Origin of the sequence: Hyphomonas atlantica corrig. (assembly GCF_017795365.1) — a bacterium.
Taxonomy (GTDB): Bacteria; Pseudomonadota; Alphaproteobacteria; order Caulobacterales; family Hyphomonadaceae; genus Hyphomonas; species Hyphomonas atlantica.
Genome location: NZ_CP051254.1, coordinates 818,656 through 842,326, shown reverse-complemented (window position 1 = coordinate 842,326; position 23,671 = coordinate 818,656). Strand labels below are relative to the sequence as shown.

The following is a 23,671-nucleotide window of genomic DNA, read 5'->3' as shown; positions in this document are numbered from 1 at the left end:
GTATGCGGAAGACATGCGCAGGCTGGAGGCGATGGCGGAGGAACTCAGGGCGAAGATGACCGACGAAGAAAAAGATAGAATGCACCAGAGCCTCCATGACGCGCATGAGCCTCTGAATAGCCGGACACAAGATGACTGGCCTCAGGCCCCTGAACCCAGTCCAGAAAATTCCGGCGAAGCACCCCCTCGCCCCCGCGTCCTTTACCTGTAATCACCAGAACGCAGCGCGCGCCTTCGGCCCGACTGCGTTTCAGGAATGTGTGCAGCATCGCTTCGGCTGAAGCCTGGGTATGGCCGTGCAGGTCAATCTTGCCCGCCAGCTCCAAACGGCCGCGGCGCACGCGCTTTTCACCCTTTCGGTCAGCCGCACGGGCGGACTGTTTCGGCGTTTCGGTCGCCCGGCCCGCCGCAGCAATCAGGCCGCTGGCGGATGATTTACGCGGACGGTTCGGGGATACCGGCTCTCCCGCCTCCAGCGCTCGCTCAAAATCTTCCAGACTGTCTTGCGCCGGTCCGATCGGCTTGATCGTTTTCGCCACACGCGCCCAGGCACGGGATTCTTCCGGGGTCAGGCCGCGTTTCGTCATGGCCGATATCTAGGGCGACCCGGCCTGGAACCCAAGCGCCGCGATGTCAGTCTGCTCAAGCCGCTCGGCCACGCCTTTTGGCAGGAATACCCAAAGCCGCCCCGGCGCATTCATTGTGCCCGCGCGCTCGCCAGCCTCAACGCCAGTGCCGAAATAGAGGTCTCCGCGCACCGCGCCCTTGATCGCGCCGCCCGTATCCTGCGCGATCAGCATACCGGCCCAGTCCCCGCCAAGTCCGGGCGCTGTGGTCTGCACATACATCGGCACACCCAGCGGGTGAATGTCGGTATCGACCGCCATTGAGGATAGCGGCGTCAGCGGGACACCCTGGGCCCCTTCCGGACCGAGGTTCGGGTCCCCTTCCGGCAGGGCGCGGAAGAACACAAAGCGCGGGTTCTGGTTCATCGCCAGCCGCGTCTCGATCGGCCCGGCCCGGTCCATCCAGGCGCGGATGCCCTGCATGCTGGCTTCGCCCGGAGTGATCCGGCCCGTTTCCATCAGCCAGTTGGCGGTGGATTTGAACGGATGGCCATTATGCGCGGCATAGGCCGCGCGCACAGTGCGCCCGTCCGGGAATCTCAGCCGGCCAGATCCCTGAATCTGCAGGAAGAACACATCTGCGGGGTGTGCATAGGCAATCGCCGATACGCCATTGGTCGTGATGTCCGCGCGCGCCGGATAGGGCCGCGTCCCGCCATTGCGCAGGCGCTGTTTCGGGCTTGCGCCATTCGGCACAAGGTCTGTCGGCAAGGCTGGCACGGGCTCTGTGAACGGCGGCGTGGGCGTGTAGCGCGCTTCATACAGCGGCTCGAAATAGCCGGTGAACCGGCTTTTGCCCGCCGGATCAATGATCTCGACCGGCGTGAACAGGGATTCCAGGATCTGCCGGGCGCTTTCATCGTCCACGGCATCGTCCACCAGATTGCAGGCGGGCAGCCATTCAGCGACATATCCTGCCCACGGCGCAACACTGGCGAGATAATCACCGGCGGAACGGTCCTTCAGCTTGACGCAAGACCGCTTGAAGGCGCTGAGCGGCAATTCAATTGGGGCCGTCTCCCAGTTCGGCAGTTCCCTGAAGCTGGCCGGGCGTTCAATGGCAGCAGGTGGCAGGGGCGCCTGTTCAACCGGACGGGTCGGTGCCGGTCGCGGTGCAGGGGCGGGTGGCGGCGCAGACTGGCACGCGGCCAGAACACACGCGCTGGCAAGTAGGAGGAGACGTCGAAGCATGACGCCGTTTATGGAATGGAATGACGGGCAGTGTCACGCCCCTGATAGGCGCTTTGTTTTGGTAGACGTCCTATTTAGCCTCTTCCACATCATCCAGGATCCAGTTCGGATCGTTTGCGGTCACATTCCGCATATAAGCCCAGAGCTCTTTGGCGGTGCGAGTGACTTCGCCATCACCCAGTTCAGCCTCATAGCGCACCCAGATGCGGGCCATGTCACCATCCATTTCGGCGCTTTCGATCTCTGCGCGCCTGATACGCAGCAATTCGAAGGCGGAAGCGCCGGTGACGTCCCGTTCTGCGATCGCTTGATCCCACGCCTTATACACATCATCGTCCAGCAAAGGCCGAAGCGTGTCGCGGTCGCCTTCCGCAAAGGCGGTCACGATCATCGAATAGGCTGCCTTGGCCCCCCGCATGAAGGTCGGGACGTTGAAACTGTTGTCGGCATTGTAAATGTCTTCGAGCCCACCTGCAGCGGGGCCGGTAAAGATCGGACGATCATTCTCCCTGCTGGACTGAGGCAGTTCATGCACGTTGCTATCCGCCGGACGCGGCTTGGCGCTAGGCTCAGTACGTTGCACAGGAGAATTGTCCTCACCCCGACCCAGCACCGTGTAGAGACGGAACAGGACAAACAGGGCAATGGCTGCAAGAATGACAACCTCGATCACAGGATCAAACATGTACGCGCAAAGACCTCCAACGCATTGAGTAGTAACATAGATAGAGCGAACCAACGCATCATGCCAGTGATACGTTGCGCGTTAACGGGCCGCATGCTAGGCGCGCGGCTTGAGTTTCAGGGAGTATAAGCATGACAGATGCCAGCGCACCGCAAAACCCTCAACCACAGGGAAACCCGCCTCAAGGGCCAGCCATGCGCGTCCTCGGTCAATACATCAAGGACCTGTCATTCGAAAATCCAGGCGTTGGCCCGGTCCAGTCCCAGCCAAACATTGATCTTGGAATTGATGTCGGCGCGACCCCTCACGCGGACGGAAACGGCCTCTACGAAGTGTCGTTGAAACTGTCTGCCAAGGCGACCGCTGAACAGTCTGTCCTGTTCATCTGCGAGCTTGATTATGCCGGTCTGTTCCAGATCCAGAATGCGCAGCAGGGCCAGATGGAACCGATGCTGCTGATCGAATGCCCGCGCCTTCTCTTCCCGTTCGCGCGCCGCATCATCGCTGAAATCACGCGCGAAGGCGGCTTCCCGCCCCTGCTGATTGATCCGGTCGATTTTGTTCAACTGTACCAGTCGCAATACCAGCGCGCAGCAGCGGCCGGCGGAAACGCACCTGCCGCTCCGGCCGCACCGAACGGCGAAACTGGCCAGGCCTGAACCTGATCAGCTGACTTTTTTCCAGATTGCGTCTTCGCCCAGGCTTTCAATGAAAGCTGCATGGGCGGCGCGTTCTTCATCCGTCACGAGCGACGGAAGGGGTTCTGGCCGCTGTCTCGCTGACCGCGTGCGTTGTGACCGATTGCTCTCTTCTTCGGATTCGAACGAGAAAGAATGGGCCCGGCCACCAAGCAGTTCGAGATAGACGGCCGCAAGCAGCTGACTATCCAGCAAAGCGCCGTGGAATGTCCGGCTTTCAAGTGAGATATCGAAGCGGCGACACAAGGCATCCAGATTGGCAGGCGCGCCTGGGTACTTCTTTCGCGCCATCATGGCAGTATCGATCCAGCGATCGTCTGGAATCGGCGCCCGGCCGCATTTCTCCAGCTCCATGTTCAGGAAGTTCCGGTCAAACCCCGCATTATGGGCAACCAGAATGGCGTCGCCGACGAACTCGAGGAACGCATCAACAACGGCAGGGTCTTCAAAAAACGGCGCGTCCTTCAGATGATCATCCGTTATGCCAGTAATCCGGATTGTGTCTTCAGAGACGGATCTCTTGGGGTTGATAAAGGTCTGGAATGTCCGACCGGTAGGGATGTGGTTTATCATCTCCACTGCGCCGAGTTCGATCACCCGGTCTCCTTCCAGATGATGAAGGCCCGTGGTCTCGGTATCGAATGCAATCTCGCGGATGTCTTCGCTCATGAATTTGCCTCTTCAACCTTTCGCCCCATCAACGCGACAATCGCGCGGACGCAATCCGCAGCATACTCGAATCCATGCGCGGTAGAGAGTACAAAGTCAGCCCTCGCCCGCTTTTCTGCATCCGGCATCTGCCGACCAAGGATGGAGGTGAAGGTGTCTTCATCCATGCCCGGACGCGAAAGAACCCGTTCGCGCTGGACTTCAGCAGGCGCAGTAACCACCGCAACATAGTCGCAATAGGCATAGCCACCCGCTTCATAAAGCAAGGGAATGTCCAGGACCACAAAGGGTGCGCCCTCATCGCGGGCCTGGTCTCGAAAGTGCTTCTGCGCATCGCCGGCAAGTGGATGCACGATACCTTCCAGCCTTCGCATGGCGTCTGCATCATCCAGCACACGTTCCCGAAGGGCCATGCGGTCAATCGCTCCGTCAACCGTTACCCCCGGAAAGGCGGCCTCGACTGGTTCTACTGCGGCGCCGCCCTTTGCATAAAGTGCGTGTACCGCGGCGTCCGCGTCATAAACCGGAACGCCTTCATCCCGGAACAATCCTGCAGTCGCAGACTTTCCCATGCCTATGGAGCCTGTCAGACCAAGGATGATCATTCGGTTGCCTCCACCAGCTTCCGGCACCGGGCTAATGAAGAGTCCATATCCGGCAGAATACCGAACCACATTTCAAAACTGAAAGCCGCCTGCGCAACCAGCATGCTCAACCCATCCAGCGTTTTCCAGCCCGAATCTTCCGCTTTGCCCAGCATCGCTTTTGCCGGCTTGCCGTAGGAAATATCATAGAAGGTCCGCATCTTTCCTTCAGGAAGTTCAAGCGATTGCCCGGTCTGGCCCAGGCTGAGCGTGTTCACAACAACATCCGCCTTCGCCATTTCGGCGTCAGCATGATCAAGGCTTCTGATATCCGCCTCAATGTTCAAATGCTTTACCAGTTCTTCCGCACGGGACTCAGTCCGATTACAGATCGTCAGCGTGGCCCGCATATCAGACAGTGCCAGTGCCACCGCGCGCGCGGCGCCCCCTGCTCCGAGCAGACAGACATTCTGACCCGCAATTTCAATGGAGGCTCGATTGAGCGCTTCGGTAAATCCCGGCGCATCCGTATTCTCTGCCAGCCAGCCGCCCGTTTTCAAACGGATCAGGGTATTTGCCGCGCCAATACGCCTGGTAACATCACTCGTTCCCTCAGCGAGCTCTATTGCATCTTCCTTGTGGGGAGAGGTGACATTCAAGCCAAGAGCCTTGCGATCCTCAAGCGTCACAAGACCTTCAGCAAAGGCCCCCTTCGGAATGTGCATGGCTTCATAGCTTGCATCAATTCCGTGCTCGCGGATCCACGCATTGTGAATGACAGGAGACAGGGAATGACTGATCGGATCGCCGACAACACCATAAAGTTTCGTCATGACATCAACACTCCGCGTGTGCGCAGATAATCCAGCAATGGCAAAAGTGGCAGACCGAGAATGGTGAAATAATCTCCGTCTATCCGCGTAAACAATTGCGCGCCAAGCCCCTCAAGCTGATAGGCTCCGACAGTAGACAGCAAAGGATCGCCAATCGTGTCGACATATGTGTCGATGAACTCATCGCTCAGCTTGCGGACTGTCAATTTCGGGCGCGCGAGATTACGCCAGACAGGCTTGCCATTCTCGCTGATGACAATCGCGGTTTCCAGAATATGCGACTTACCCGAAAGTTTCTTCAGATGATTGCGAGCATCATCCAAATCGATAGGCTTGTCGAAGGGCTCACCGTCCAATGACAGCATCTGGTCGCACCCGATGACAAGTCCTTGCTCCCGCATGGAGATTTTCACTGATTTGAGCTCGGCAAGCTGCATTGCCTGATCGCGAACTTTCATGTCGCTTGCCCGAAAGGAGGCCTTGGCGGCATCTTCATCGACATTCGGCTTGATCGTTTCAGCCTCTACGCCAGCCGCAGCCAGCACGGCACGGCGACTCTGACTGCCAGAGGCCAAGACTATGCGATGGCTCATGATTGTGCGTTCCGCTCATTCAACAGGTTCAGAATGGCCGCAGCGGTTTCCTCAACAGACCGACGCGACACATCAATCGTTTTCCACCTGTTGCGTTGGAACAAACGGTTCGCCTGAGTCACTTCATCCCGCACGGCGGCTTCGTCCGCATATATTGTGTGCTCATCTTCCTGAAGTGAGATTAGTCTTTGTCGCCTGATCTGCACAAGTCGCTCGGCACTGATTTTCAATCCCACGATCAAAGGTCCTCTCGGGCCGAGTTCTTCCACAAAGGCAGGAAGCGGCACGCCGGGCACCAGGGGAATGTTGCCGGCTTTTACCTTGCGGTTTGCCAAGTAAACGCTGGTGGGCGTTTTCGACGTTCGACTGACGCCGAGCAAGATCACGTCGGCATTGCGAAGACCATCGACATTCTGGCCATCATCGTGCGCCAGCGTGAAATTGATGGCTTCCATCCGGTCGAAATAATCATCGTCCAGCGCATGCTGCCCTGCAACGACCCGGTTTGCGGAGACGCCCAGATGCCGGCCCAGCATGGCAACAGAGGCATCCAGAACCGGAAGTGTGGACACTCCGCGCTCTCGGCAGAAGGCTTCCAGCTTGGATCGGAGGTTTTCATCGGAGATCGTGTACCAGACGACTCCCGGCGCCGCTTCAATCTCTCGCATTACGCGCTCAAGCTGACGCTCGGATCGGACGAGATAATAATTGTGCTCCAGCGGTTGGACATTCTGGAACTGCGCGCAAGCAGCGCGCTGGATGGCATTCAACGTTTCCCCCGTACTGTCGGAAACCAAGTGGACATTGAAGTAGATGCTGAGGCGGGCGGGTGGCTTGTTCATGTCTTCTCTCTTGCCGAGGTTCGCGTAACACACAAGACCTGTGACTCCTCTGTGGATAACCAATCTTCCCCAAAAGGATTCACAATCGAGTCACAGGCCAGGAATTCGACTCCGCGAGAATCCCCTTTCGTTCGCTCCTGTGACTCCAGCGGGGGTGTTAACCTGCCGTTAACCACGGTGGCATCGACAGTTAACGAAACCTTACCGGGGTGCGACACCCTGTGACTCGCCTGTGGATTTAGCTGGACAATTCCTGTGTGTGGCCTTTCTCCACGAATTACACGGTCTAATAGTTATAAGCGCCCTGTCGGGCTTTGTTTTGATTTTGGGATGGAAGGGGCCTGAGGCATGAGCGCCAAGCCTAAGCTGATTCAGGTACTTGAGGGACAGACGGTCCCAACGCCTCCGGTATGGATGATGAGACAAGCGGGACGCCACCTTCCCGAATATCTCGAGTTGAGAGCGCGAGCGAAGAATTTCCTCGATTTCTGCTACACGCCGTCGATGGCGGCTGAAGCCACACTCCAGCCCATACGTCGATACGGTATGGACGGAGCCATCCTGTTCGCAGACATCCTGTTGATCCTTGATACAATGGGTCTCGGCGTGAAGTTCGAGAAAGGTATTGGCCCAATTGTTCAGCAGATCGAGTCAGCGAATGATCTGGACAAAGTGCCCCCCCAGCAAGCTGCTGACCGTTTGTCGCCAGTTTACGAAACAGTTTCGCGAGTGAAGAGCTCACTTCCGGATGGGACTGCGCTGATCGGGTTTGCCGGGTCTCCCTGGACCGTCGGGCTGTACGCGATCGAAGGCCGTGGCAAGACGGATAAATCCCTCGCTTGGCGCTGGGCGCACGGGAAGCCAGACGAACTTGCGGCTGTACTGGAGCGGATCAGTGAAGCGACGGCGCATTATTTGGCGGCTCAGGTAGAGGCTGGAGCGGATGCTCTCATGCTGTTCGACAGCTGGGCCGAAGGGCTTCCAGACAATATCTTCCAGGAAGTCATTATCGCGCCCACAAAAAAACTTGTCGCCCGTCTTCGTAAGATGGGCATTGATGTTCCGATCATCGGCTTTCCGCGCGGCGCCGCGGCGAAGCTCCCGGAATATGTGGAGACAACTGGCGTGACTGCGGTTGGTCTCGATACGGCAGCAGTGCCATCATTCGTGAACAATGCCTTGCCTGAAGGCTTTCCGGTTCAAGGACATCTTGACCCACTTTTGCTGATTGAAGGCGGTGAGAGACTCGACGCCCGCGTTCGGGAACTTATCTCTGCCTACGAAGGTCGGCCGCATATTTTCAATCTTGGTCATGGCATCCGGCCGGAGACACCTATCGCGCATGTAGAACGCGTGTTGGAAATTATTCGGGAGGGTTAGGTAAATGGGCCGCAAGATCGCGATTGTGCTGTTTAATCTGGGCGGACCGGATTCTGACAAGACGGTACGGCCATTCCTTAAAAACCTGTTCCGCGATCCGGCTATCATCGGAGCGCCCCTGCCCGTTCGATGGTTCCTTGCGCGACTCATTTCGACAACACGCGCACCGTCTGTCATCAAGAATTACGCGATGATGGACGCGGGCGGTGGATCCCCCCTTCTTCCTGAAACGGAGAAGCAGGCTGAAGCCCTGACGACATCTTTGCAGAAAGCTCTGCCAGATGATCAGGTTCGTTGCTTCATTGGCATGAGATACTGGCACCCTTTTACGGAAGAAGCCGCGGAGCAGGTGAAAGCCTGGGGTGCGGATGAAGTCATCCTTTTGCCCCTCTATCCGCAATTTTCGACGACGACGACTGGTTCATCGCTCACGGCCTGGAGCAGGGCATACAAGGGGCCCGCGAAGACGATTTGTTGCTATCCCTTCGCTGAAGGGCTTATTTCCGCGCATGTCGATCGCATCATGCAGGCCCATAAGGCTGCAGGAGAGCCTGACAATGTCCGGCTTCTCCTGTCCGCGCACGGTCTGCCCGAGAAGATTGTGAAGGATGGCGATCCATATCAGTGGCAGTGCGAGACAATGGGCGAGATGGTCGCCGCCCGTGTACCCGCCGATTGGGAAGTGGTTCCCTGCTACCAATCCCGCGTTGGGCCGCTCAAATGGATCGGGCCTCCCACAGAAGAAGAGATCGAAAAGGCCGCGAAAGATGGGAAGAACATCCTGATTGCGCCGATTGCGTTTGTATCTGAGCATATCGAAACACTGGTTGAACTTGGCGAAGAATACAGGCTCGTAGCCGAAGAGCATGGTGCAGCCAGTTACACGCGCGTTGAAGCCTTGGGCGTGCATGAAGAGTTCATTTCCATGCTGCGGGATGAAGTCTTGGCGTCTCTCAAAAGTGATCAGACGATACGGTCCTGTGCAAATTCTCGGTTGTGTCCCAGCGATTGGAAGAACTGCCCTCACAAGCAGCCGCATCCGAAAGTTGGTCAACGCGTCAACCCATCAAGCAAGGAACTCGCCTGATGGCTTATCTCTGGATAAAAGCTCTACACGTGATTTTCGTAATCGCGCTCATGGGCGGGCTATTGATCTACCCGCGCTACAAAATCCACCAGCTCTCAAGCCAGCCTGGAGAACCCTTGTTCGAGACGATGAAGGATGCATCCAACAAGCTGCGGAAGATTATTCTGAACCCGAGCCTGGTGCTCGTCTGGGTGTTTGGTATCACCATGTTGGTGATGAACCAGGGCCTGCTCAGTCAGCCGTGGATGCATGTAAAATTGCTGCTCGTCCTGATCCTATCCGGAATGCACGGCTATTATATCGGGATCGGCAAGAAGATAGATCGTGGTGTCACCACAGTTACTGCGAAACGGTTGCGCATGCTCAACGAAGTACCTTTCATCTTGATGATAGGTGTTGTCGTCATGGTGATTGTCCGCCCGTTCTAGGCCGGGATTCACCGCAACCCTTGACGTTTCGCGCCTTCTGGCTCCATATGCGCGGAAACCGCGGCGCTCTCCTTGCGCAGGCGAAGAACTCCCAAATGACAAAATCCGGCCTTCGAAATACCTGACGGCGGCCCCTTATCCGGAATTCACTCATGGCATCTTCCATGCTCGACGACATCACCAGCGTGAAACTCAGCGATCTCAAGGCGAAGTCGCCCGAGGAACTGCTTGCCTATGCAGAAGAGCTGGAAATCGAGAACGCTTCGTCCATGCGGACGCAGGACATGTTGTTCGCGATCCTCAAAGAGCTTGCCGACAGTGAAGTAGAAATCACGGGCCAGGGCGTGCTCGAAGTTCTGACTGATGGGTTCGGTTTCCTGCGCTCGCCGGAATCCAACTATCTGCCAGGACCTGACGATATTTATGTCAGCCCGGAAGTTCTGAAGAAGGGCAACATTCGCACCGGCGATACGGTGGAAGGCCCAATCGTCGCGCCGCAAGATAATGAGCGCTACTTCGCGCTGACCGATGTGTCCCGCATCAATTTCGAGGAACCGGACAAGGCCAACAAGAAGGTCCACTTCGACAACCTTACACCGCTGTATCCCGAAGAGCGCTTGCGCATGGAAAGCCAGGATCCGACCCGCAAGGATCGTTCCGGCCGCGTCATCGATATTGTTGCGCCAATTGGTAAGGGCCAGCGCGCCCTGATCGTTGCGCCGCCACGGACGGGTAAGACGGTGCTGCTGCAGAACATCGCGTCTGCCATCGAGGAAAATCATCCGGAATGCTATCTGATCGTTCTTCTGATCGATGAGCGCCCGGAAGAAGTCACCGACATGCGCCGCACCGTGAAGGGCGAAGTCGTTGCGTCAACATTCGACGAGCCGGCAACCCGCCACGTTCAGGTCGCTGAAATGGTGATCGAGAAAGCCAAGCGTCTCGTTGAGCACAAGCGGGACGTTGTTATCCTTCTGGATTCGATCACGCGTCTCGGTCGTGCCTACAACACAACAGTGCCTTCCTCTGGCAAGGTCCTGACCGGTGGTGTCGACGCAAACGCCCTGCAGCGTCCGAAACGTTTCTTCGGTGCCGCGCGGAATGTCGAAAATGGCGGATCGTTGACCATTGTCGCGACAGCGCTGATCGATACCGGCAGCCGCATGGACGAGGTTATCTTCGAAGAATTCAAGGGTACGGGTAACTCTGAAGTCGTGCTTGATCGCAAGATTGCCGACAAGCGGACCTTCCCGGCCATCGACATCATGAAGTCCGGTACGCGGAAAGAGGAATTGATCACTCCAGCTGACCAATTGTCGAAGATCTACATTCTTCGCCGCATCCTCGGGCCAATGGGCACGAACGATGCGATTGACTTCCTGCTCGACAAGCTGCGCCAGACGAAGAACAATTCCGAGTTCTTCGAAGCCATGAAAAACTAAGGGAGCGCCTAGCCCATGAGCGAGCGCGATACAATCTGCGCCCTCGCCTCGGGCCAGCCCCCTGCTGCGATCTGCATCATCCGTCTATCCGGAGACCGGATCTGGAAGATCGCAGGCGCCTTGTTGGATTGTGGCTTGCCCGAGCCTCGTCGCGCAACGTTGACCCGGTTTCGCGATGAAGACGGCAACATGATCGATGAAGGCCTGGTCGTTTTCATGCCGGGACCGCATTCATATACTGGTGAAGATACGCTCGAACTGTACCTTCATGGCGGTCCGGCAGTTATCTCCCATGCAATCAGTACACTGACGAAAGAATCCGGTGTTCGTCTGGCTGAACCCGGAGAGTTCACGCGCCGTGCATTCGAAGCTGGCAAACTCGATCTGACTGAAGCTGAAGGCGTTGCTGATATTATCGAGGCAGAGACCGACGCCCAGAAGGCTCAGGCTCTCCGTCAATTGTCGGGTGGCTTGACCGAACAGTATGACCGCTGGCGTGCGGAACTTACCGGCATACTTGCATTGATTGAAGTTGTTGTTGATTTCCCTGATGAAGACGATGCGCCAGAAGAAACTACGGCGCCAGTTCTCCGCAAACTCAATAACTTGATTGGCGATATTGAAGCGGCACTCGGCGACCGGGGTGTTGGCGAGAAGATCCGCGACGGTTTTCGTATCGCGATCATTGGGGCACCCAATGCAGGCAAATCCACGCTGCTCAATCGTCTCGCAGGTCGTGAGGCAGCTATCGTGACGTCGCGACCTGGCACCACGCGAGACGTGATTGAAATTCGTCGTGTCATGGGTGGCCAAGTGGTCTGGATTTCCGATACGGCTGGACTTCGGGAAACTGATGATGAGATCGAAGCCGAGGGCGTTCGCCGTGCGGAGCGGGTAGCATCAGAGGCAGATTTGCGCGTCTTCATGGTTGATGGGAGCGCGCCCGACCTGAGTGTCCTGACCTCCCCTTACCGCCTGCCCACCGATATAGTTGTGGTAAACAAGGCCGACAGCGACATGGCGGCAAACCTTCCTGCGTATGATTACAAGATCTCTGCTAAACGGGGCGAAGGCGTTCCGACGCTGGAAACGGCTTTGTCTGAATTCATATCCGGTAAGGCTTCATCGGTCGAAGCGCCAGTGATTACACGAGCTCGTCATCGAGTGCGTCTGGTTGACGGCCTGGCCTGTCTGATAGCTGCGCGCGATGCACTTGAGCTGGGTACCGGTCCAGAATTGGCGGCTGAAGATGTTCGAATGGCGATCCGGCATCTGGGGGCTGTGGTTGGCGCAGTCGGCGTGGAGGATGTGCTGGGTGCCGTGTTCTCTGAATTCTGCATCGGCAAATGACCCCTAGGGTTTGGGGGCTCAAACCGCTATATAGCGGCTTTCTGAAACTCCGGATCTGAAGTAGCGCCATGAGCGACACAAACCAATTTGATGTAATCGTTGTCGGCGGCGGTCATGCTGGCTGTGAGGCTGCAGCTGCCGCGGCGCGGACGGGTGCGCAAACCGCGCTTGTCACTCACAAGCGCGCGACGATCGGCGAAATGAGTTGTAATCCGGCCATTGGTGGGCTCGGAAAAGGCCATCTGGTTCGGGAAATCGACGCACTCGACGGTTTGATGGGGCGCCTGGCTGACAAGGCGGGCATTCAGTTTCGCATGCTGAACCGTTCGAAAGGCCCGGCGGTCTGGGGCCCGCGGTCCCAGATTGATCGCAAGCTCTATCGTGAAGCCATGCAGAATGAATTGTCAGACTATCCCAACCTGACAATCATTGAGGATGGGGCCGAAGATCTGATTGTTGAAGATAATCATGTCGCTGGCGTGATCGGATTGGATGGCGACGCGTATCGCGCCGCTTCGGTCGTGATTACAACCGGCACCTTCTTGAAAGGTATGATCCATATTGGGGAAAAGCGGATTCCCGCCGGACGGGTTGGTGAAGCGCCGGCGATTGGATTGTCAGACCGGCTATACGGTATGGGTTTGCCGATGGGCCGTTTGAAAACGGGAACGCCTGCCCGCCTCGACGGTCGGACCATCGCGTGGGACCGGCTGGAGATGCAGCCTGCAGACGCGGAGCCAATACCGTTTTCATATCTTACAGACGAAATTATTGTGCCTCAGGTCCAGTGCGGCATCACATGGACGACGCCGGAGACCCACGCAATTATCGCGGAGAATATTGACCAGTCCGCCGTTTATTCTGGCGCGATCGCAGGACGTGGCCCGCGATATTGTCCGTCTATTGAAGACAAGGTTCACCGGTTCGCAGACAAGGATCGCCACCAGATTTTTCTGGAACCAGAGGGACTGGACGATCATACTGTCTACCCAAATGGCATTTCGACATCGCTTCCGGAGGAAATTCAGGAGCGCTTTCTGCGCACAATTCCTGGATTGGAGGACGCGAAGATCCTGCAGTACGCCTATGCGATCGAATATGACTATGTCGACCCCCGCGCTTTGTCGTCCTCGTTGGAAGTACAGGCTCTTCAGGGTTTGTATCTGGCAGGCCAGATCAATGGCACGACCGGTTACGAAGAGGCCGGCGCTCAAGGCCTGGTTGCCGGTCTGAATGCGGCACGTGCCTCTTCCGGCCAGGAGCCAGTCATTTTTGATCGGGCGGAAGCCTATATCGGCGTTCTGATCGATGATCTCGTCACGCGCGGGGTGACGGAGCCCTACCGAATGTTCACGTCGCGGGCGGAGTACCGTTTGGCACTACGAGCGGACAATGCCGACCAGAGGCTTACCGAGAAGGGTATTGCCGCCGGATGTGTCGGGTCTCACCGGGCAGACGTGTTTCACGTGAAACACTCCGCGCTTCAAAAGACCCGGGATCAATTGAATGCCTTGACCTTGTCACCGGCTAAAGCGGCGCAAGCCGGTTGGGCCGTCAATCAAGATGGACGCGTCCGTACGGCTTGGGAGTATCTGTCCTATAAGGATATCAATTTGGCCGCGCTTTCGGCGGTTTGGCCGGAACTTGCCAATCTGGACGATGAGATCGCAACCCAGATTGAGATTGAAGCGCTTTATTCTTCTTATCTCGAACGACAAGCTGAAGATGTGGCTGCGCTTCGTCGCGATGAGGATCTGACCATCCCGATGGATTTGGATTATTCCATGGTCGGAGGGCTCTCAAACGAGGTTCGCCAAAAGCTCGAAGCCGTTCGTCCAACGACTCTTGGTCAAGCCGGACGTATCGAAGGTGTTACACCAGGCGCACTGACCGCGCTGCTTGGATTTGTTAAGCGTCGGAAGAAAGCCGGTTAACATTCATGATGAATTCTGACGACCGCGCGGCGTTTCACGCCGAATTCGATGTTTCACGTGAAACATCGGAAAGATTGGACGCGATAATCTTAACCCTGGACGCTTGGCGCAAACGGTCAAACTTGATCGGACCGCGTGAATGGCCGCAGATCTGGACGCGACACGTGGCCGATTCCTTTCAAATCCTTCCATACGTTCCCGAGGCGGCAAAATGTGTGGATCTGGGATCTGGCGCCGGGTTTCCGGGACTCATTGTTTCTGCAGCCCGTCCAAATGGGCACGTGACGATGATGGAGAGCGTTGGAAAAAAGTGCGCGTTTCTACGCGCTGCGATTACCGAAGCCAGTCTGAACGCCGCCGTTTATCAGGGTCGAATAGAGGCGGCACCAAATTCCGATGCGGAAATTGTGACGGCGCGAGCGTTCGCACCAATGCCAAAACTTCTGGAATACGCGTCGCCCTGGATGGAAAACGGCGCCACAGGGGTTTTTCTAAAAGGCGAACGCTGGAAAGAAGAATTGACGGACGCCCAGCAAAGTTGGAACTTCGCGTATGAGGCGATTCCAAGTCGCACTGGTGGGTCAGGCGTCATCTTGATCGTGAGGGAGCTCGAACGTGGCAGGCGGTAAACCCAGAATATTTGCTGTTGTGAACCAAAAAGGCGGGGTCGGTAAGACCACGACCTCTATCAATCTCGGTACCGCATTGGCCGCCGTCGGACGCCGTGTCCTGATTGTCGACTTCGACGCTCAGGGTAATGCGTCCACGGGACTTGGTATCGAGCGTCAGGATCGTCATCAGACATCCTATGATATCGTCGTTGATCAGATTCCGTTGGAGGATGCTGTTCTCTCAACCATCGTGCCGCGTCTGGACATCGTTCCCGGGGATGAAAATCTGTCCGGTGTTGAAACCGAACTCGCGAACGATTCCCGCCGGTCGTACAAATTGCGGGATGCGCTTCATCAATATATTGCTCGCGCAGAGCAGGGCGAACTCGTTGAATACGACTATATTCTGATTGATTGCCCACCATCATTGTCGTCCCTGACCATGAACGCGATGACCGCAGCTGATGCGCTGCTTGTACCATTGCAGTGTGAGTTCCTGGCGCTTGAGGGTCTCAGCCAATTGTTGCGCACCGTCGAAGTTATCCGATCTGGCCTGAATCCGAATCTGGAAATCCAGGGCGTTGTCCTGACCATGTATGATCGCCGGAACAATCTGTCGGATCAGGTGGCTGACGAGGTGCGGGCATTCTTTGGTGCCAAGGTCTATAACACGGTCATTCCTCGGAATGTGCGTTTGTCCGAGGCGCCGTCATTTGGAAAGCCGGCGCTTCTATACGATTATCGTTGTCCGGGAAGTGAGGCCTATATCCGCCTCGCATCGGAAGTTCTTCAACGTGAAAAAGCGCGCGCGGCCTGATCCCAATGAGCGAAGACGGAAAGACAAAACCCTCCCGCCTCGGACGCGGCCTGTCTGCCTTGATTGGAGAAGTCGAAGCGGTATCGCCTCCCGATTCCAAATCGGAAGAGGATGGCGCAAAGGGCGCATCAGAGATTGCGATTGATCGAATTCGACGGAATCCCAAGCAACCGCGGCGGACGTTCGACGAAACAGCTCTGCAAGAACTTGCAGAGTCACTGAAGACGAAAGGCGTGCTTCAGCCAATCCTGGTGCGCCCCGATCCAAAGCAGAAGAATGACTACCAGATCATTGCGGGTGAGCGCCGCTGGCGCGCCGCCAAGCTCGCCGGTCTGACCAGTATTCCCGCCGTCGTGCGCGATACCGACGAGCTCGAGCTGCTGGAAATTGGGATTATCGAGAACGTCCAGAGGGCGGACCTGAACCCGATTGAAGAAGCCGAAGCCTATGATGCGCTGATGCAGCGCTTTGGTCGCACTCAGGACAGTTTGGCAACGAGTGTCGGAAAAAGCCGGGTACACATTACCAATACGCTACGCTTGCTTCAGCTGCCGGAAGCTGCACGAGAGCGTGTGAGAGCTGGCCACATAACTGCGGGGCATGCACGTGCGGCTCTTGGTGCGCCGGATCCCGAAGCACTTGTAGAGCTGGCAGTAGAGAAGGGCCTGACGGTTCGCGAAGTGGAGGCTCATGCCAAAGCTGCGCGTGAAGATACGCCGATTGAAACGAAATCTGCACGACCGAAGCCTGATGAGAAAGACGTCGACACCGAGGCGCTTGAAGCAGATTTATCACGGTCCATTGGGCTTGATGTGGATATCCGGCACGGAAAGAATGGCGGTGAATTGCGGATCAAGTACCGCGATCTTGAACAGCTGGATGATGTATGCCGCCGTCTCACAGCCAAGCGGAACAAGCTTTGATCTTCTAGCTGGCGAGTTCTGCAGCTCGGGCGATCTCATTCATCAGTACACGTATCACGGGATCTGCACTACCTGATCCGGACTTTGCCTGTTGCTCTGCCTCATAGATGCGTTCCATGACACGCATCAGGCGCTTGGTTGGCCATTTCCTGAGTCGTGCACTGAACATGCCCCATTCACTTTGCCAGACCGGTGGCCGTAATTTCATACCGGGATTGGATTGCCCGGAAGCCATCCTGGACTGGGCATCCAGCATTCGCATAGTTTCAAACTGGAGGGAGCGCAGAATCGAAATTCCACTCGTTCCCGCAACTGCCAGGCGATCAAGTGTGGAGTGAACCAGTGCGGGCTTTCCATCGAGCGCTGCGCGAATGGCAGCTGAAAGATTGTGATCGACATCTGTGGCGGACAACGCCCGGACGTCGTTCAAATCAAGTGGGCGGCCCAGTCCACGAGCATAGAGTGCGAGTTTTTCTATTTCGGAGTTTGCAAGATTTCGGTGACCGGGCAGGTCGCCTACAAAGAGTGCGAGCGCTTCCGGAATGATCTCGACGCCTTCCGCCTTCAGGACAGACTTCACGCGTTGTTCAATGTCGCCGGCATCATCTGCAAACAGCTGAAGACAGGCGGTCGACTGGGCGGACTCGGCGGCCGCGCGCAGCTTCGAGCGTTTTTGAAGGCCCCCGGCTTCGATGATCAGGCGGGCTGAATAGTATTCTTCCTGAGAATCGCCTTTCTGAATTGTCTCTATAAGAAGAGCAGCAATCTTGTCGCCGCTGGTGCGCACTCGAATGACGCGCGGATCGCCCAGCAGGGAAACGGCTTCAAGACCATCAAACAGGAGAGAGGGATCTTTCTTGATGGAATCATCATCCAGTGTGGTGACATCCATCGTCGCGCCCTTGGGCGTCCAGGCTTTGATCAGGGCGTGGGCCGCGTCTGATGAAAGCCCCGGATCTTCGCCGAATGCGAGAACCGCCCAGACCGACGGTTTGGGCTTGCGGGCAAAATCAGCGGCCTGTTTGCCCTTTAATAACATTAGTCGGCCGACAGTTTCAGCCGGATATCATCCGCGATCTTCTTACCAAGTTGGCGCGCCGCTCGCGTGCTTGCTCCAGTTTGGTTGGCAATATCGCCATATGGGCTATCAGGAACAGAAAAGCTGATCTCAGCTTCTTGTCGTCCCGAAAGACGCTTGCCACCATAGTTCAAGACATATGACCCACTCGACACAATACTGGACCGGGTCGCCGCGCCATCCGTCTCGAAGGTGAGGCGCGACAGACTCTCCGAGAGTTTCACAGAAAGTGTGGCAGGCTCAGATACATTCGGAAGACCAATCGCTAATTCCTGAAGCAGCGTTCTGCGGAGCTCGTATCCTGCGCGACCATCAATTTTTTCGACCGTAATATTTCCTGCTCGGCCTTCATTAAAGCCGCTGGAATAGACTGGCTGGAAACCGCAAGCTGCGATCAGGCTTAGGGCAGCGATGGCAATCAAATGTCTCATGCGACTACGATATTCACGATGCGCCCGGGCACAACAATGATTTTCTTCACGGACTTGCCTTCAATGAAATTTACCACTTCCGGAAGAGCGGATGCGGTGGCTTCGATATCTGATTTTTCCATGCTCTTCGGGACAGTGATTTCGCCACGGCGCTTGCCGTTGACTTGCACCGCCATTGTCACTTCATCATCAACAAGCAGTGCAGAATCTGCGACGGGCCACGGCGCCGAAGACACGAATGCCGGTTGTCCAAGCCGTTCCCAACAGGCTTCAGCCAGATGAGGCATGAATGGTGTCACACACCGTGCCAACATGGATGCCCCTTCAACCCGCGCGCCGAGCACAGCATCACCCGCTGACTCGGCCTTCTTCAATGCGCTGACCCATTCATGAATCGTTGCGACGGCAGAGTTGAAGCGGAACTCTTCGATCGCCTTGTCAATTGCCGCTACGGCTTTGTGGCTCGTCTTGCGGAGGGCTGTCGATTCAGCATCATCACCGGGCGCAATTTCAGTGTTTTCTGGCAATCCGTCAAAGACACTCCAGAAACGCTGCGCGAATCGAGCTGCGCCTTCGACCCCGGATTGTGTCCATTCGACGTCACGTTCAGGCGGAGAGTCAGACAGCACGAACCATCGCGCTACGTCCGCGCCGAACTGGCCGATAATGGCATCCGGATCGACCGTGTTCTTCTTCGACTTGGACATCTTCTCGATTGGCCCAGCCGTAGCAACCGCTCCCGTTTCTGTTTCAATCCAGATATCGCCATCGCGCGTGACTTCAGACGGCTGTAGCCATTTGCCAGCTGAAGACTTGTAGGTTTCGTGCGTGACCATGCCTTGTGTGAAGAGGCCAGCGAAGGGTTCGCCGTTCGGCAAGTCAAGCAAGCCTACATCGCGCATCGCACGGGCAATGAATCGGGCATAGAGCAGGTGAAGCACCGCATGCTCGACACCGCCGACATACTGGTCCACCGGCATCCAGTAGGCGCGCTCTTCAAGATCATTTGTGCTGGCGAAGCGGGAATAGTACCAGGAACTGTCGACAAACGTGTCCAGCGTGTCGGTCTCTCGCCGTGCGGCCTTGCCGCAATTCGGACAGTCAACATGTTTCCAGGTTGGGTGCCGCTCGAGCGGATTGCCGGGCTGGTCAAATGACACTTCATCCGGAAGCTTCACGGGAAGATCAGCTTCAGGCACCGGCACGACGCCGCAGCTGTCGCAATGCACCACTGGAATTGGACAGCCCCAATAGCGTTGACGCGACACGCCCCAGTCGCGCAGGCGGTAATTTACCGTCCCTTCGCCGAGGCCCATCGCTTCGATTTTCTCTATTGCCGCGCGCTTTGCGTCTTCGATCGACAAACCATCAAGGAAGCCTGAATTGAAGATACTGCCGGGCCCGGTATAGGCTTCACTTTCGACATCGAACTCGACCGGATCGGCGTCTGGAGGCAGAACGACTGGGGTGACGTTGAGATCATACTTCCGGGCAAAATCAATGTCGCGCTGGTCATGCGCCGGGCAGCCAAAAATCGCGCCAGTGCCGTAGCCCATCAGTACAAAGTTCGCGATCCAAACGGGTAATGTCTTCGTGTCATCAAATGGATGTTTAACGGTCAGACCGGTGTCGAAGCCGAGCTTCTCGGCTTTCTCGATAGCTTCTTCGCTCGTTCCGATCTGGGCGCATTTTGCACGGAAAGCCTTCAGCTCGTCGGATTTATCGGCCAATTGAATCGTCAGTGGGTGATCTGGCGACAAGGCGATAAAGCTTGCGCCGAACAGCGTATCAGGACGGGTCGTGAAGATTTCGATGCCGTGATCGAAGCCGGCTGGTGCTGCCGAGTCGAACTCGAACCGCATCTGCAGGCCTTCCGACCGGCCGATCCAGTTCGCCTGCATCGTGCGTACTTTCTCAGGCCAACGTTCCAGTTTTTTCACTTCTTCCAGCAGGTCTTCTGCATAGTCGGTGATGCGGAAGAACCATTGTGTCAGTTCACGCTGCTCGACCAATGCACCAGAGCGCCAGCCACGGCCGTCAATCACCTGCTCATTGGCCAGCACAGTATTGTCGACAGGGTCCCAATTCACTTTGGAGGCCTTGCGATAGACAAGGCCCTTTTCCAGGAATTTCAGGAATAGTCCCTGCTGTGCGCCGTAATATTCAGGATCGCACGTTGCAAACTCACGGCTCCAGTCCAGCGACAGGCCGAGCTTCATGAACTGGGCCTTCATGGCGGCGATATTCTGATAGGTCCATTCGCCCGGATGGACGTTCCGCTCCATTGCGGCGTTCTCTGCCGGCATGCCGAAGGCGTCCCATCCCATCGGGTGCAGGACGTTATAGCCTTTGGCGCGCTTGTGACGCGCAACAACATCGCCCATCGCGTAGTTGCGCACATGACCCATATGAAGGCGACCCGACGGATACGGGAACATCTCCAACACGTAAGCCTTCGGTGCATCGCCAGCTTCGGCTGGAGATTTCGCGGTGAATAGCGCGGCCTTGTCCCAGGCTGCACGCCATTTCTGTTCCGCAATTTGCGGATCGTAACGGGTCGCCATGGCCCTGACCTTTCTGGATAAATGTGTCGGCCGGGCTTAGCCCAGCTGGGAATTTTTCAGCAAGCGCGCGCGATCCAGAATCTTGTTCTCAAGCTGAAGCGCTGTTTCCGGATCGACGCTGACATCAACCCATTCGCCGGATTCATTCTTTTCCTGACGGAATACCGAGACTTTCACGCCATCTGCGCGCAGGCGGGTATCAAGAATGTAGACCGTTGCCTTGATGCGCTCGTTCGGCGCGGTCTCAAAAGACTTCCAGTCATAATTGATCAGGCCGCCGATTGGATCAGCCGTTGCAACAGGCATGTTCTCGAACGTGTCGAGCGATGCGCGCCAGAGATATGGATTTACGCTGCCGATATTCTGTTGAACGACGCGCGCCTCGGCGCTGGGCCCTGAACTGGACTGGCAGCCTGAAACCATCAGCATGCCGGCAACCGCCGCAGAGAAAACATATTTGACCATGAAGAAAGTTCCTGAGTGCAAGACCTTGTTGACGGGCGTTTGTATAACAAGGGGTTTACAGGCTCGCCAGTGCTGATCTGCGCGTGGTGGCGGATGGAGGATCGGAATGAAAGTCGTGGGAATCTCGCTGCTGATGGTCCTGTTCGCGATGCCCTCTGCGCACGCCCAATGGGAAGAGGACTGGAACCCGTGGGAAACGGAAACCGAATTCGGGGCTACGATAGTTCTGGCGCCCGATGCGGATGAGCAGGCGCTCGGCATGATCTGGGCCGGCGCATCCACAAACCGAATTTTGGACAATGGTTTGGAGATTGGTGTTTCCGGCCGCGTTGAAGCGCAAAAGGATCATCCCCAGCGTGCGGGATTTAGCGGTATCTTCATTGCTGGGGACAGCTCGCAACCTGGCTTTCAGGGTGCGTACACGGGTCTCGCCTCAGGGCCGGCGCCGGACGAGGTCGATTTACGGGCCGAGCTGGAAGAGGCTTACGTCTACATAGACGGCGGTTATGGTGAAGTCCGCCTCGGTAGGGATGAGGGTGTTGCCGCACGCTTTCACGAAAATGCACCGTCGGTCTTCAGCGCGTTGGCACTTGGCCGCCAATCCCTTGATCCGACAGGCATCGACATGGTTACCACGCGGCATGATCTGACGGGGCCATCGGCCAAACTGAGTTATGCTACACCCCGCCTTGTCGGAATCCGCGCAGGGCTGAGTTTTACCCCCAAAGCAGACGTCAGGGGCCTTGATCGCGATGCGGACCGGAACCTGCCGGGTGTCGCGCCGATCACGCTGACGAATGCAGTTGAGGGCTCAGTGAACGCCTCTCGATTGCTGCGGGAGCAAGGAGTTCGGGTAAGTGCGGCGCTGGCTGCCAGCACGGCGGACGTGGACACGCCGTTCTACGCGACATCCGTTTATGACCGCGTCACCACATTCTCGGCAGGTGCCAGGGCAGAGTTCGAAACCATATCCCTCGGCTTCACCTGGCTGCAGTCGGATAACGGCCTTGCCCAAAGTGCGGACTACGAATCATGGACTGCCGGAGTGACCAAGACATTCGGAAAAACTCGGATCGGGCTTGAATTTGGGGCCGCGGAAGACGGACTCACGTCACTTGAAGGAGATGCATGGAAAATTGGCATCGCTCACGATGTTACAGAATTTGCAAGAATCTCTCTCGGATATGGCGAAAACAGCCTGGATCGTGTAGCATCCGAAGAGAATATCGCCGCCGAATGGAACAATTCACCCGACGGCATTGTGATAGAAATCACACTATCGCGTTAGAATCGCGGCCCTGTCAGATTCTTAATCTTCTCTTTACCCGCCCATCTGACTATTTCTGTGTTCAGAGGTGCAAGAAATGAAGCTGGGCTTTGTAACTTTTGGGATCGCGCTGTGCGCTGCGTTGGCTATGCCAGCTGCTGCGCAAGATTCCGTGCCTGCGCCCGAAATGGAATTGGCAGCCCCCAGCATTTCAGAGACCTCTGCCGCGCAGTCTGAATGGTACCGTCAATTTGCGCAGTCCAAACCCGCCAGCGCTGAGCCGGTATGGCAGGCAAAGCCAGATCGCGAATTCTCGATGCAGTTTGGCAGCAATACGCGGTGGCAACTGAATCTGGACAAGGTGTCCCGCACAGATTTGTCTCCTCTGCCACGCGAGGAAATGCAGGCTGGCGCGACATTCCGCATCACGCCGCGCTTTTCGGTCGGGGGTGAGGTCAGTGTTGGCGCAGACGAGCTGAATGACACCTCAACGTGGGAATCCCGCGAAGTCGAAGCCGGTATCCGGCTGAAGTCTGCGTTCAAGTTCTAGGGCCCAAACGCGTCCTGAATACCTTCAATCGCCGCAAGACCCGCTGAGCTACTGACGCAGGCCGCATTACGTGAATTTATGCCCCCCAGCGCATAGATCGGCATATCGCTTTGTCGCGAGAGAATGCGAATTTGATGCGAACCGATCGGGGTGCCGGCTGATGGGCTGGTCGACGGAAAGACTGCGGAAACAAGTGCCGCATCAAACACATCCGGTTCCACCTGTCGCAATTCGTCGCCACCGTGCGCGCTGACACTCATCAGGTCGAACCGAGCTCGCCATTTCCGGGCAGCGTGCCTTTGCGTGAAGGGCCAGTGCACGCCTGCTGCACCGACCTTTATGGCAAGGACGGGGTCTGCCGCGATCAGCAAGGCCAGTCCCCGCCGGTTCGCAATCTCCGCCAACTGCCGCGCCTGCCACAACCGATGCTTTGCACCGAAGTGCCGATAAACAATTCCCCACCCGGCAGGAAGGTTTTCCGCCACTGAGATCGGGTCCGGTGTGCGCTTCGGATCGGTGAGAAACAGGGCAGGTGGCAACCATGAAGGCAAATGATGACCAGCGCATCGCGCCGCAGAGATCAGCTTGCGTCTCGCATCGGATTGGGGTTTCTGCACCATCAC

At 56.8% G+C, this 23,671-nt stretch carries 25 protein-coding genes; 12 read left to right on the top strand and 13 right to left on the bottom strand.

Translation table 11 applies throughout. From position 1 onward, the window contains the following. Window positions 1-44: 44 nt before the first annotated feature. From HF931_RS04285 to HF931_RS04275, 3 genes are all read right to left on the bottom strand, one after another. Window positions 45-587 carry a Smr/MutS family protein gene (locus HF931_RS04285; protein ID WP_035549763.1) on the bottom strand — a complete coding sequence of 181 codons (543 nt, stop codon included), beginning with the start codon at window positions 585-587 and terminating at the stop codon, window positions 45-47. 9 nt (window positions 588-596) lie between these two features. Further along, a complete protein-coding gene (mltA, locus tag HF931_RS04280; RefSeq protein ID WP_273241990.1) occupies window positions 597-1,817 on the bottom strand; it encodes a murein transglycosylase A in 1,221 nt (406 codons plus the stop codon). 70 nt (window positions 1,818-1,887) lie between these two features. Continuing rightward, window positions 1,888-2,502 (bottom strand): Tim44/TimA family putative adaptor protein, encoded by a 615-nt coding sequence (locus tag HF931_RS04275; protein WP_273241989.1) that lies wholly within the window; start codon window positions 2,500-2,502, stop codon window positions 1,888-1,890. A gap of 131 nt (window positions 2,503-2,633) precedes the next feature. Here HF931_RS04275 and secB point away from each other — a divergent pair, with 131 nt between their 5' ends. Beyond that, window positions 2,634-3,161 (top strand): protein-export chaperone SecB, encoded by a 528-nt coding sequence (gene secB, locus HF931_RS04270; protein ID WP_273241988.1) that lies wholly within the window; start codon window positions 2,634-2,636, stop codon window positions 3,159-3,161. Window positions 3,162-3,167: 6 nt separating this feature from the next. Here secB and dnaQ read toward each other — a convergent pair whose 3' ends face one another. Genes dnaQ through HF931_RS04245 form a run of 5 tightly spaced genes read right to left on the bottom strand, consistent with a single transcriptional unit; the run spans window position 3,168 to window position 6,721 of the window. Then, window positions 3,168-3,869 carry a DNA polymerase III subunit epsilon gene (gene dnaQ, locus HF931_RS04265; RefSeq protein ID WP_273241987.1) on the bottom strand — a complete coding sequence of 234 codons (702 nt, stop codon included), beginning with the start codon at window positions 3,867-3,869 and terminating at the stop codon, window positions 3,168-3,170. Further along, window positions 3,866-4,474, bottom strand: a complete 609-nt coding sequence (gene coaE, locus HF931_RS04260) for a dephospho-CoA kinase (RefSeq protein ID WP_273241986.1) — start codon at window positions 4,472-4,474, stop codon at window positions 3,866-3,868. Before coaE ends, dnaQ begins: the two co-directional genes overlap by 4 nt. Continuing rightward, window positions 4,471-5,286 carry a shikimate dehydrogenase gene (gene aroE, locus HF931_RS04255; protein WP_273241985.1) on the bottom strand — a complete coding sequence of 272 codons (816 nt, stop codon included), beginning with the start codon at window positions 5,284-5,286 and terminating at the stop codon, window positions 4,471-4,473. Before aroE ends, coaE begins: the two co-directional genes overlap by 4 nt. Then, the gene (locus HF931_RS04250; protein WP_273241984.1) at window positions 5,283-5,879 is read right to left on the bottom strand and encodes a Maf family protein; all 597 of its coding nucleotides are present in this window, start codon (window positions 5,877-5,879) and stop codon (window positions 5,283-5,285) included. Before HF931_RS04250 ends, aroE begins: the two co-directional genes overlap by 4 nt. Continuing rightward, window positions 5,876-6,721 (bottom strand): pyruvate, water dikinase regulatory protein, encoded by an 846-nt coding sequence (locus HF931_RS04245; RefSeq protein WP_035549740.1) that lies wholly within the window; start codon window positions 6,719-6,721, stop codon window positions 5,876-5,878. Before HF931_RS04245 ends, HF931_RS04250 begins: the two co-directional genes overlap by 4 nt. Window positions 6,722-7,069: 348 nt before the next feature. Here HF931_RS04245 and hemE point away from each other — a divergent pair, with 348 nt between their 5' ends. From hemE to HF931_RS04200, 9 genes are all read left to right on the top strand, one after another. Further along, on the top strand, window positions 7,070-8,101 hold the full coding sequence (gene hemE, locus HF931_RS04240) for a uroporphyrinogen decarboxylase (RefSeq protein WP_035549738.1): 1,032 nt from the start codon (window positions 7,070-7,072) through the stop codon (window positions 8,099-8,101). Between the two features lie 4 nt (window positions 8,102-8,105). After that, complete coding sequence (hemH, locus tag HF931_RS04235; protein ID WP_035549736.1) at window positions 8,106-9,188, top strand: ferrochelatase; 1,083 nt, start codon at window positions 8,106-8,108, stop codon at window positions 9,186-9,188. Then, window positions 9,188-9,616, top strand: a complete 429-nt coding sequence (locus HF931_RS04230; protein WP_035549734.1) for a CopD family protein — start codon at window positions 9,188-9,190, stop codon at window positions 9,614-9,616. Before hemH ends, HF931_RS04230 begins: the two co-directional genes overlap by 1 nt. A gap of 152 nt (window positions 9,617-9,768) precedes the next feature. Then, window positions 9,769-11,058 carry a transcription termination factor Rho gene (rho, locus tag HF931_RS04225; protein WP_346773583.1) on the top strand — a complete coding sequence of 430 codons (1,290 nt, stop codon included), beginning with the start codon at window positions 9,769-9,771 and terminating at the stop codon, window positions 11,056-11,058. Window positions 11,059-11,073: 15 nt separating this feature from the next. Further along, a complete protein-coding gene (gene mnmE / locus HF931_RS04220) occupies window positions 11,074-12,408 on the top strand; it encodes a tRNA uridine-5-carboxymethylaminomethyl(34) synthesis GTPase MnmE (protein ID WP_273241983.1) in 1,335 nt (444 codons plus the stop codon). A gap of 68 nt (window positions 12,409-12,476) precedes the next feature. Then, window positions 12,477-14,342, top strand: a complete 1,866-nt coding sequence (gene mnmG, locus HF931_RS04215) for a tRNA uridine-5-carboxymethylaminomethyl(34) synthesis enzyme MnmG (RefSeq protein WP_273241982.1) — start codon at window positions 12,477-12,479, stop codon at window positions 14,340-14,342. A 5-nt stretch (window positions 14,343-14,347) separates the two neighbouring features. Then, window positions 14,348-14,971 carry a 16S rRNA (guanine(527)-N(7))-methyltransferase RsmG gene (gene rsmG / locus HF931_RS04210; RefSeq protein ID WP_337957154.1) on the top strand — a complete coding sequence of 208 codons (624 nt, stop codon included), beginning with the start codon at window positions 14,348-14,350 and terminating at the stop codon, window positions 14,969-14,971. Then, window positions 14,958-15,770, top strand: coding sequence for a ParA family protein (locus tag HF931_RS04205; RefSeq protein ID WP_035549725.1), 813 nt, complete (start codon window positions 14,958-14,960; stop codon window positions 15,768-15,770). Before rsmG ends, HF931_RS04205 begins: the two co-directional genes overlap by 14 nt. A 5-nt stretch (window positions 15,771-15,775) precedes the next feature. Further along, window positions 15,776-16,693 (top strand): ParB/RepB/Spo0J family partition protein, encoded by a 918-nt coding sequence (locus HF931_RS04200; protein ID WP_273241981.1) that lies wholly within the window; start codon window positions 15,776-15,778, stop codon window positions 16,691-16,693. A 4-nt stretch (window positions 16,694-16,697) separates the two neighbouring features. Here the strand turns inward: HF931_RS04200 and holA are convergent, their stop codons facing one another. Genes holA through HF931_RS04180 form a run of 4 tightly spaced genes read right to left on the bottom strand, consistent with a single transcriptional unit; the run spans window position 16,698 to window position 21,231 of the window. After that, window positions 16,698-17,732, bottom strand: a complete 1,035-nt coding sequence (holA, locus tag HF931_RS04195; protein ID WP_273241980.1) for a DNA polymerase III subunit delta — start codon at window positions 17,730-17,732, stop codon at window positions 16,698-16,700. Beyond that, window positions 17,732-18,202, bottom strand: coding sequence for a hypothetical protein (locus tag HF931_RS04190; RefSeq protein WP_035549719.1), 471 nt, complete (start codon window positions 18,200-18,202; stop codon window positions 17,732-17,734). The genes holA and HF931_RS04190 overlap by 1 nt, the downstream gene beginning before the upstream one ends. Further along, a complete protein-coding gene (gene leuS, locus HF931_RS04185; protein ID WP_273241979.1) occupies window positions 18,199-20,766 on the bottom strand; it encodes a leucine--tRNA ligase in 2,568 nt (855 codons plus the stop codon). Before leuS ends, HF931_RS04190 begins: the two co-directional genes overlap by 4 nt. A 36-nt stretch (window positions 20,767-20,802) precedes the next feature. Continuing rightward, the gene (locus HF931_RS04180; protein ID WP_272983471.1) at window positions 20,803-21,231 is read right to left on the bottom strand and encodes a DUF3576 domain-containing protein; all 429 of its coding nucleotides are present in this window, start codon (window positions 21,229-21,231) and stop codon (window positions 20,803-20,805) included. A gap of 106 nt (window positions 21,232-21,337) precedes the next feature. On the opposite strand from HF931_RS04180, the gene HF931_RS04175 reads away from it, so the two are divergent. Both HF931_RS04175 and HF931_RS04170 read left to right on the top strand, forming a co-directional pair. Further along, window positions 21,338-22,519 carry a porin gene (locus HF931_RS04175; RefSeq protein ID WP_273241977.1) on the top strand — a complete coding sequence of 394 codons (1,182 nt, stop codon included), beginning with the start codon at window positions 21,338-21,340 and terminating at the stop codon, window positions 22,517-22,519. Between the two features lie 76 nt (window positions 22,520-22,595). After that, window positions 22,596-23,048, top strand: a complete 453-nt coding sequence (locus tag HF931_RS04170) for an NtrZ family periplasmic regulatory protein (RefSeq protein WP_035549709.1) — start codon at window positions 22,596-22,598, stop codon at window positions 23,046-23,048. Here the strand turns inward: HF931_RS04170 and HF931_RS04165 are convergent. Further along, complete coding sequence (locus HF931_RS04165; RefSeq protein WP_273241976.1) at window positions 23,045-23,668, bottom strand: thiamine phosphate synthase; 624 nt, start codon at window positions 23,666-23,668, stop codon at window positions 23,045-23,047. The two genes, HF931_RS04170 and HF931_RS04165, sit on opposite strands and share 4 nt — an antisense overlap. Between the last annotated feature and the right edge of the window lie 3 nt (window positions 23,669-23,671).

Coding starts and splice junctions, on each gene's coding strand:
- HF931_RS04285 (WP_035549763.1), bottom strand. CDS start 587: ATGACGAAACGCGGCCTGACCCCGGAAGAATCCCGTGCCTGGGCGCGT.
- mltA (WP_273241990.1), bottom strand. CDS start 1,817: ATGCTTCGACGTCTCCTCCTACTTGCCAGCGCGTGTGTTCTGGCCGCG.
- HF931_RS04275 (WP_273241989.1), bottom strand. CDS start 2,502: ATGTTTGATCCTGTGATCGAGGTTGTCATTCTTGCAGCCATTGCCCTG.
- secB (WP_273241988.1), top strand. CDS start 2,634: ATGACAGATGCCAGCGCACCGCAAAACCCTCAACCACAGGGAAACCCG.
- dnaQ (WP_273241987.1), bottom strand. CDS start 3,869: ATGAGCGAAGACATCCGCGAGATTGCATTCGATACCGAGACCACGGGC.
- coaE (WP_273241986.1), bottom strand. CDS start 4,474: ATGATCATCCTTGGTCTGACAGGCTCCATAGGCATGGGAAAGTCTGCG.
- aroE (WP_273241985.1), bottom strand. CDS start 5,286: ATGACGAAACTTTATGGTGTTGTCGGCGATCCGATCAGTCATTCCCTG.
- HF931_RS04250 (WP_273241984.1), bottom strand. CDS start 5,879: ATGAGCCATCGCATAGTCTTGGCCTCTGGCAGTCAGAGTCGCCGTGCC.
- HF931_RS04245 (WP_035549740.1), bottom strand. CDS start 6,721: ATGAACAAGCCACCCGCCCGCCTCAGCATCTACTTCAATGTCCACTTG.
- hemE (WP_035549738.1), top strand. CDS start 7,070: ATGAGCGCCAAGCCTAAGCTGATTCAGGTACTTGAGGGACAGACGGTC.
- hemH (WP_035549736.1), top strand. CDS start 8,106: ATGGGCCGCAAGATCGCGATTGTGCTGTTTAATCTGGGCGGACCGGAT.
- HF931_RS04230 (WP_035549734.1), top strand. CDS start 9,188: ATGGCTTATCTCTGGATAAAAGCTCTACACGTGATTTTCGTAATCGCG.
- rho (WP_346773583.1), top strand. CDS start 9,769: ATGGCATCTTCCATGCTCGACGACATCACCAGCGTGAAACTCAGCGAT.
- mnmE (WP_273241983.1), top strand. CDS start 11,074: ATGAGCGAGCGCGATACAATCTGCGCCCTCGCCTCGGGCCAGCCCCCT.
- mnmG (WP_273241982.1), top strand. CDS start 12,477: ATGAGCGACACAAACCAATTTGATGTAATCGTTGTCGGCGGCGGTCAT.
- rsmG (WP_337957154.1), top strand. CDS start 14,348: ATGATGAATTCTGACGACCGCGCGGCGTTTCACGCCGAATTCGATGTT.
- HF931_RS04200 (WP_273241981.1), top strand. CDS start 15,776: ATGAGCGAAGACGGAAAGACAAAACCCTCCCGCCTCGGACGCGGCCTG.
- holA (WP_273241980.1), bottom strand. CDS start 17,732: ATGTTATTAAAGGGCAAACAGGCCGCTGATTTTGCCCGCAAGCCCAAA.
- HF931_RS04190 (WP_035549719.1), bottom strand. CDS start 18,202: ATGAGACATTTGATTGCCATCGCTGCCCTAAGCCTGATCGCAGCTTGC.
- leuS (WP_273241979.1), bottom strand. CDS start 20,766: ATGGCGACCCGTTACGATCCGCAAATTGCGGAACAGAAATGGCGTGCA.
- HF931_RS04180 (WP_272983471.1), bottom strand. CDS start 21,231: ATGGTCAAATATGTTTTCTCTGCGGCGGTTGCCGGCATGCTGATGGTT.
- HF931_RS04175 (WP_273241977.1), top strand. CDS start 21,338: ATGAAAGTCGTGGGAATCTCGCTGCTGATGGTCCTGTTCGCGATGCCC.
- HF931_RS04170 (WP_035549709.1), top strand. CDS start 22,596: ATGAAGCTGGGCTTTGTAACTTTTGGGATCGCGCTGTGCGCTGCGTTG.
- HF931_RS04165 (WP_273241976.1), bottom strand. CDS start 23,668: ATGGTGCAGAAACCCCAATCCGATGCGAGACGCAAGCTGATCTCTGCG.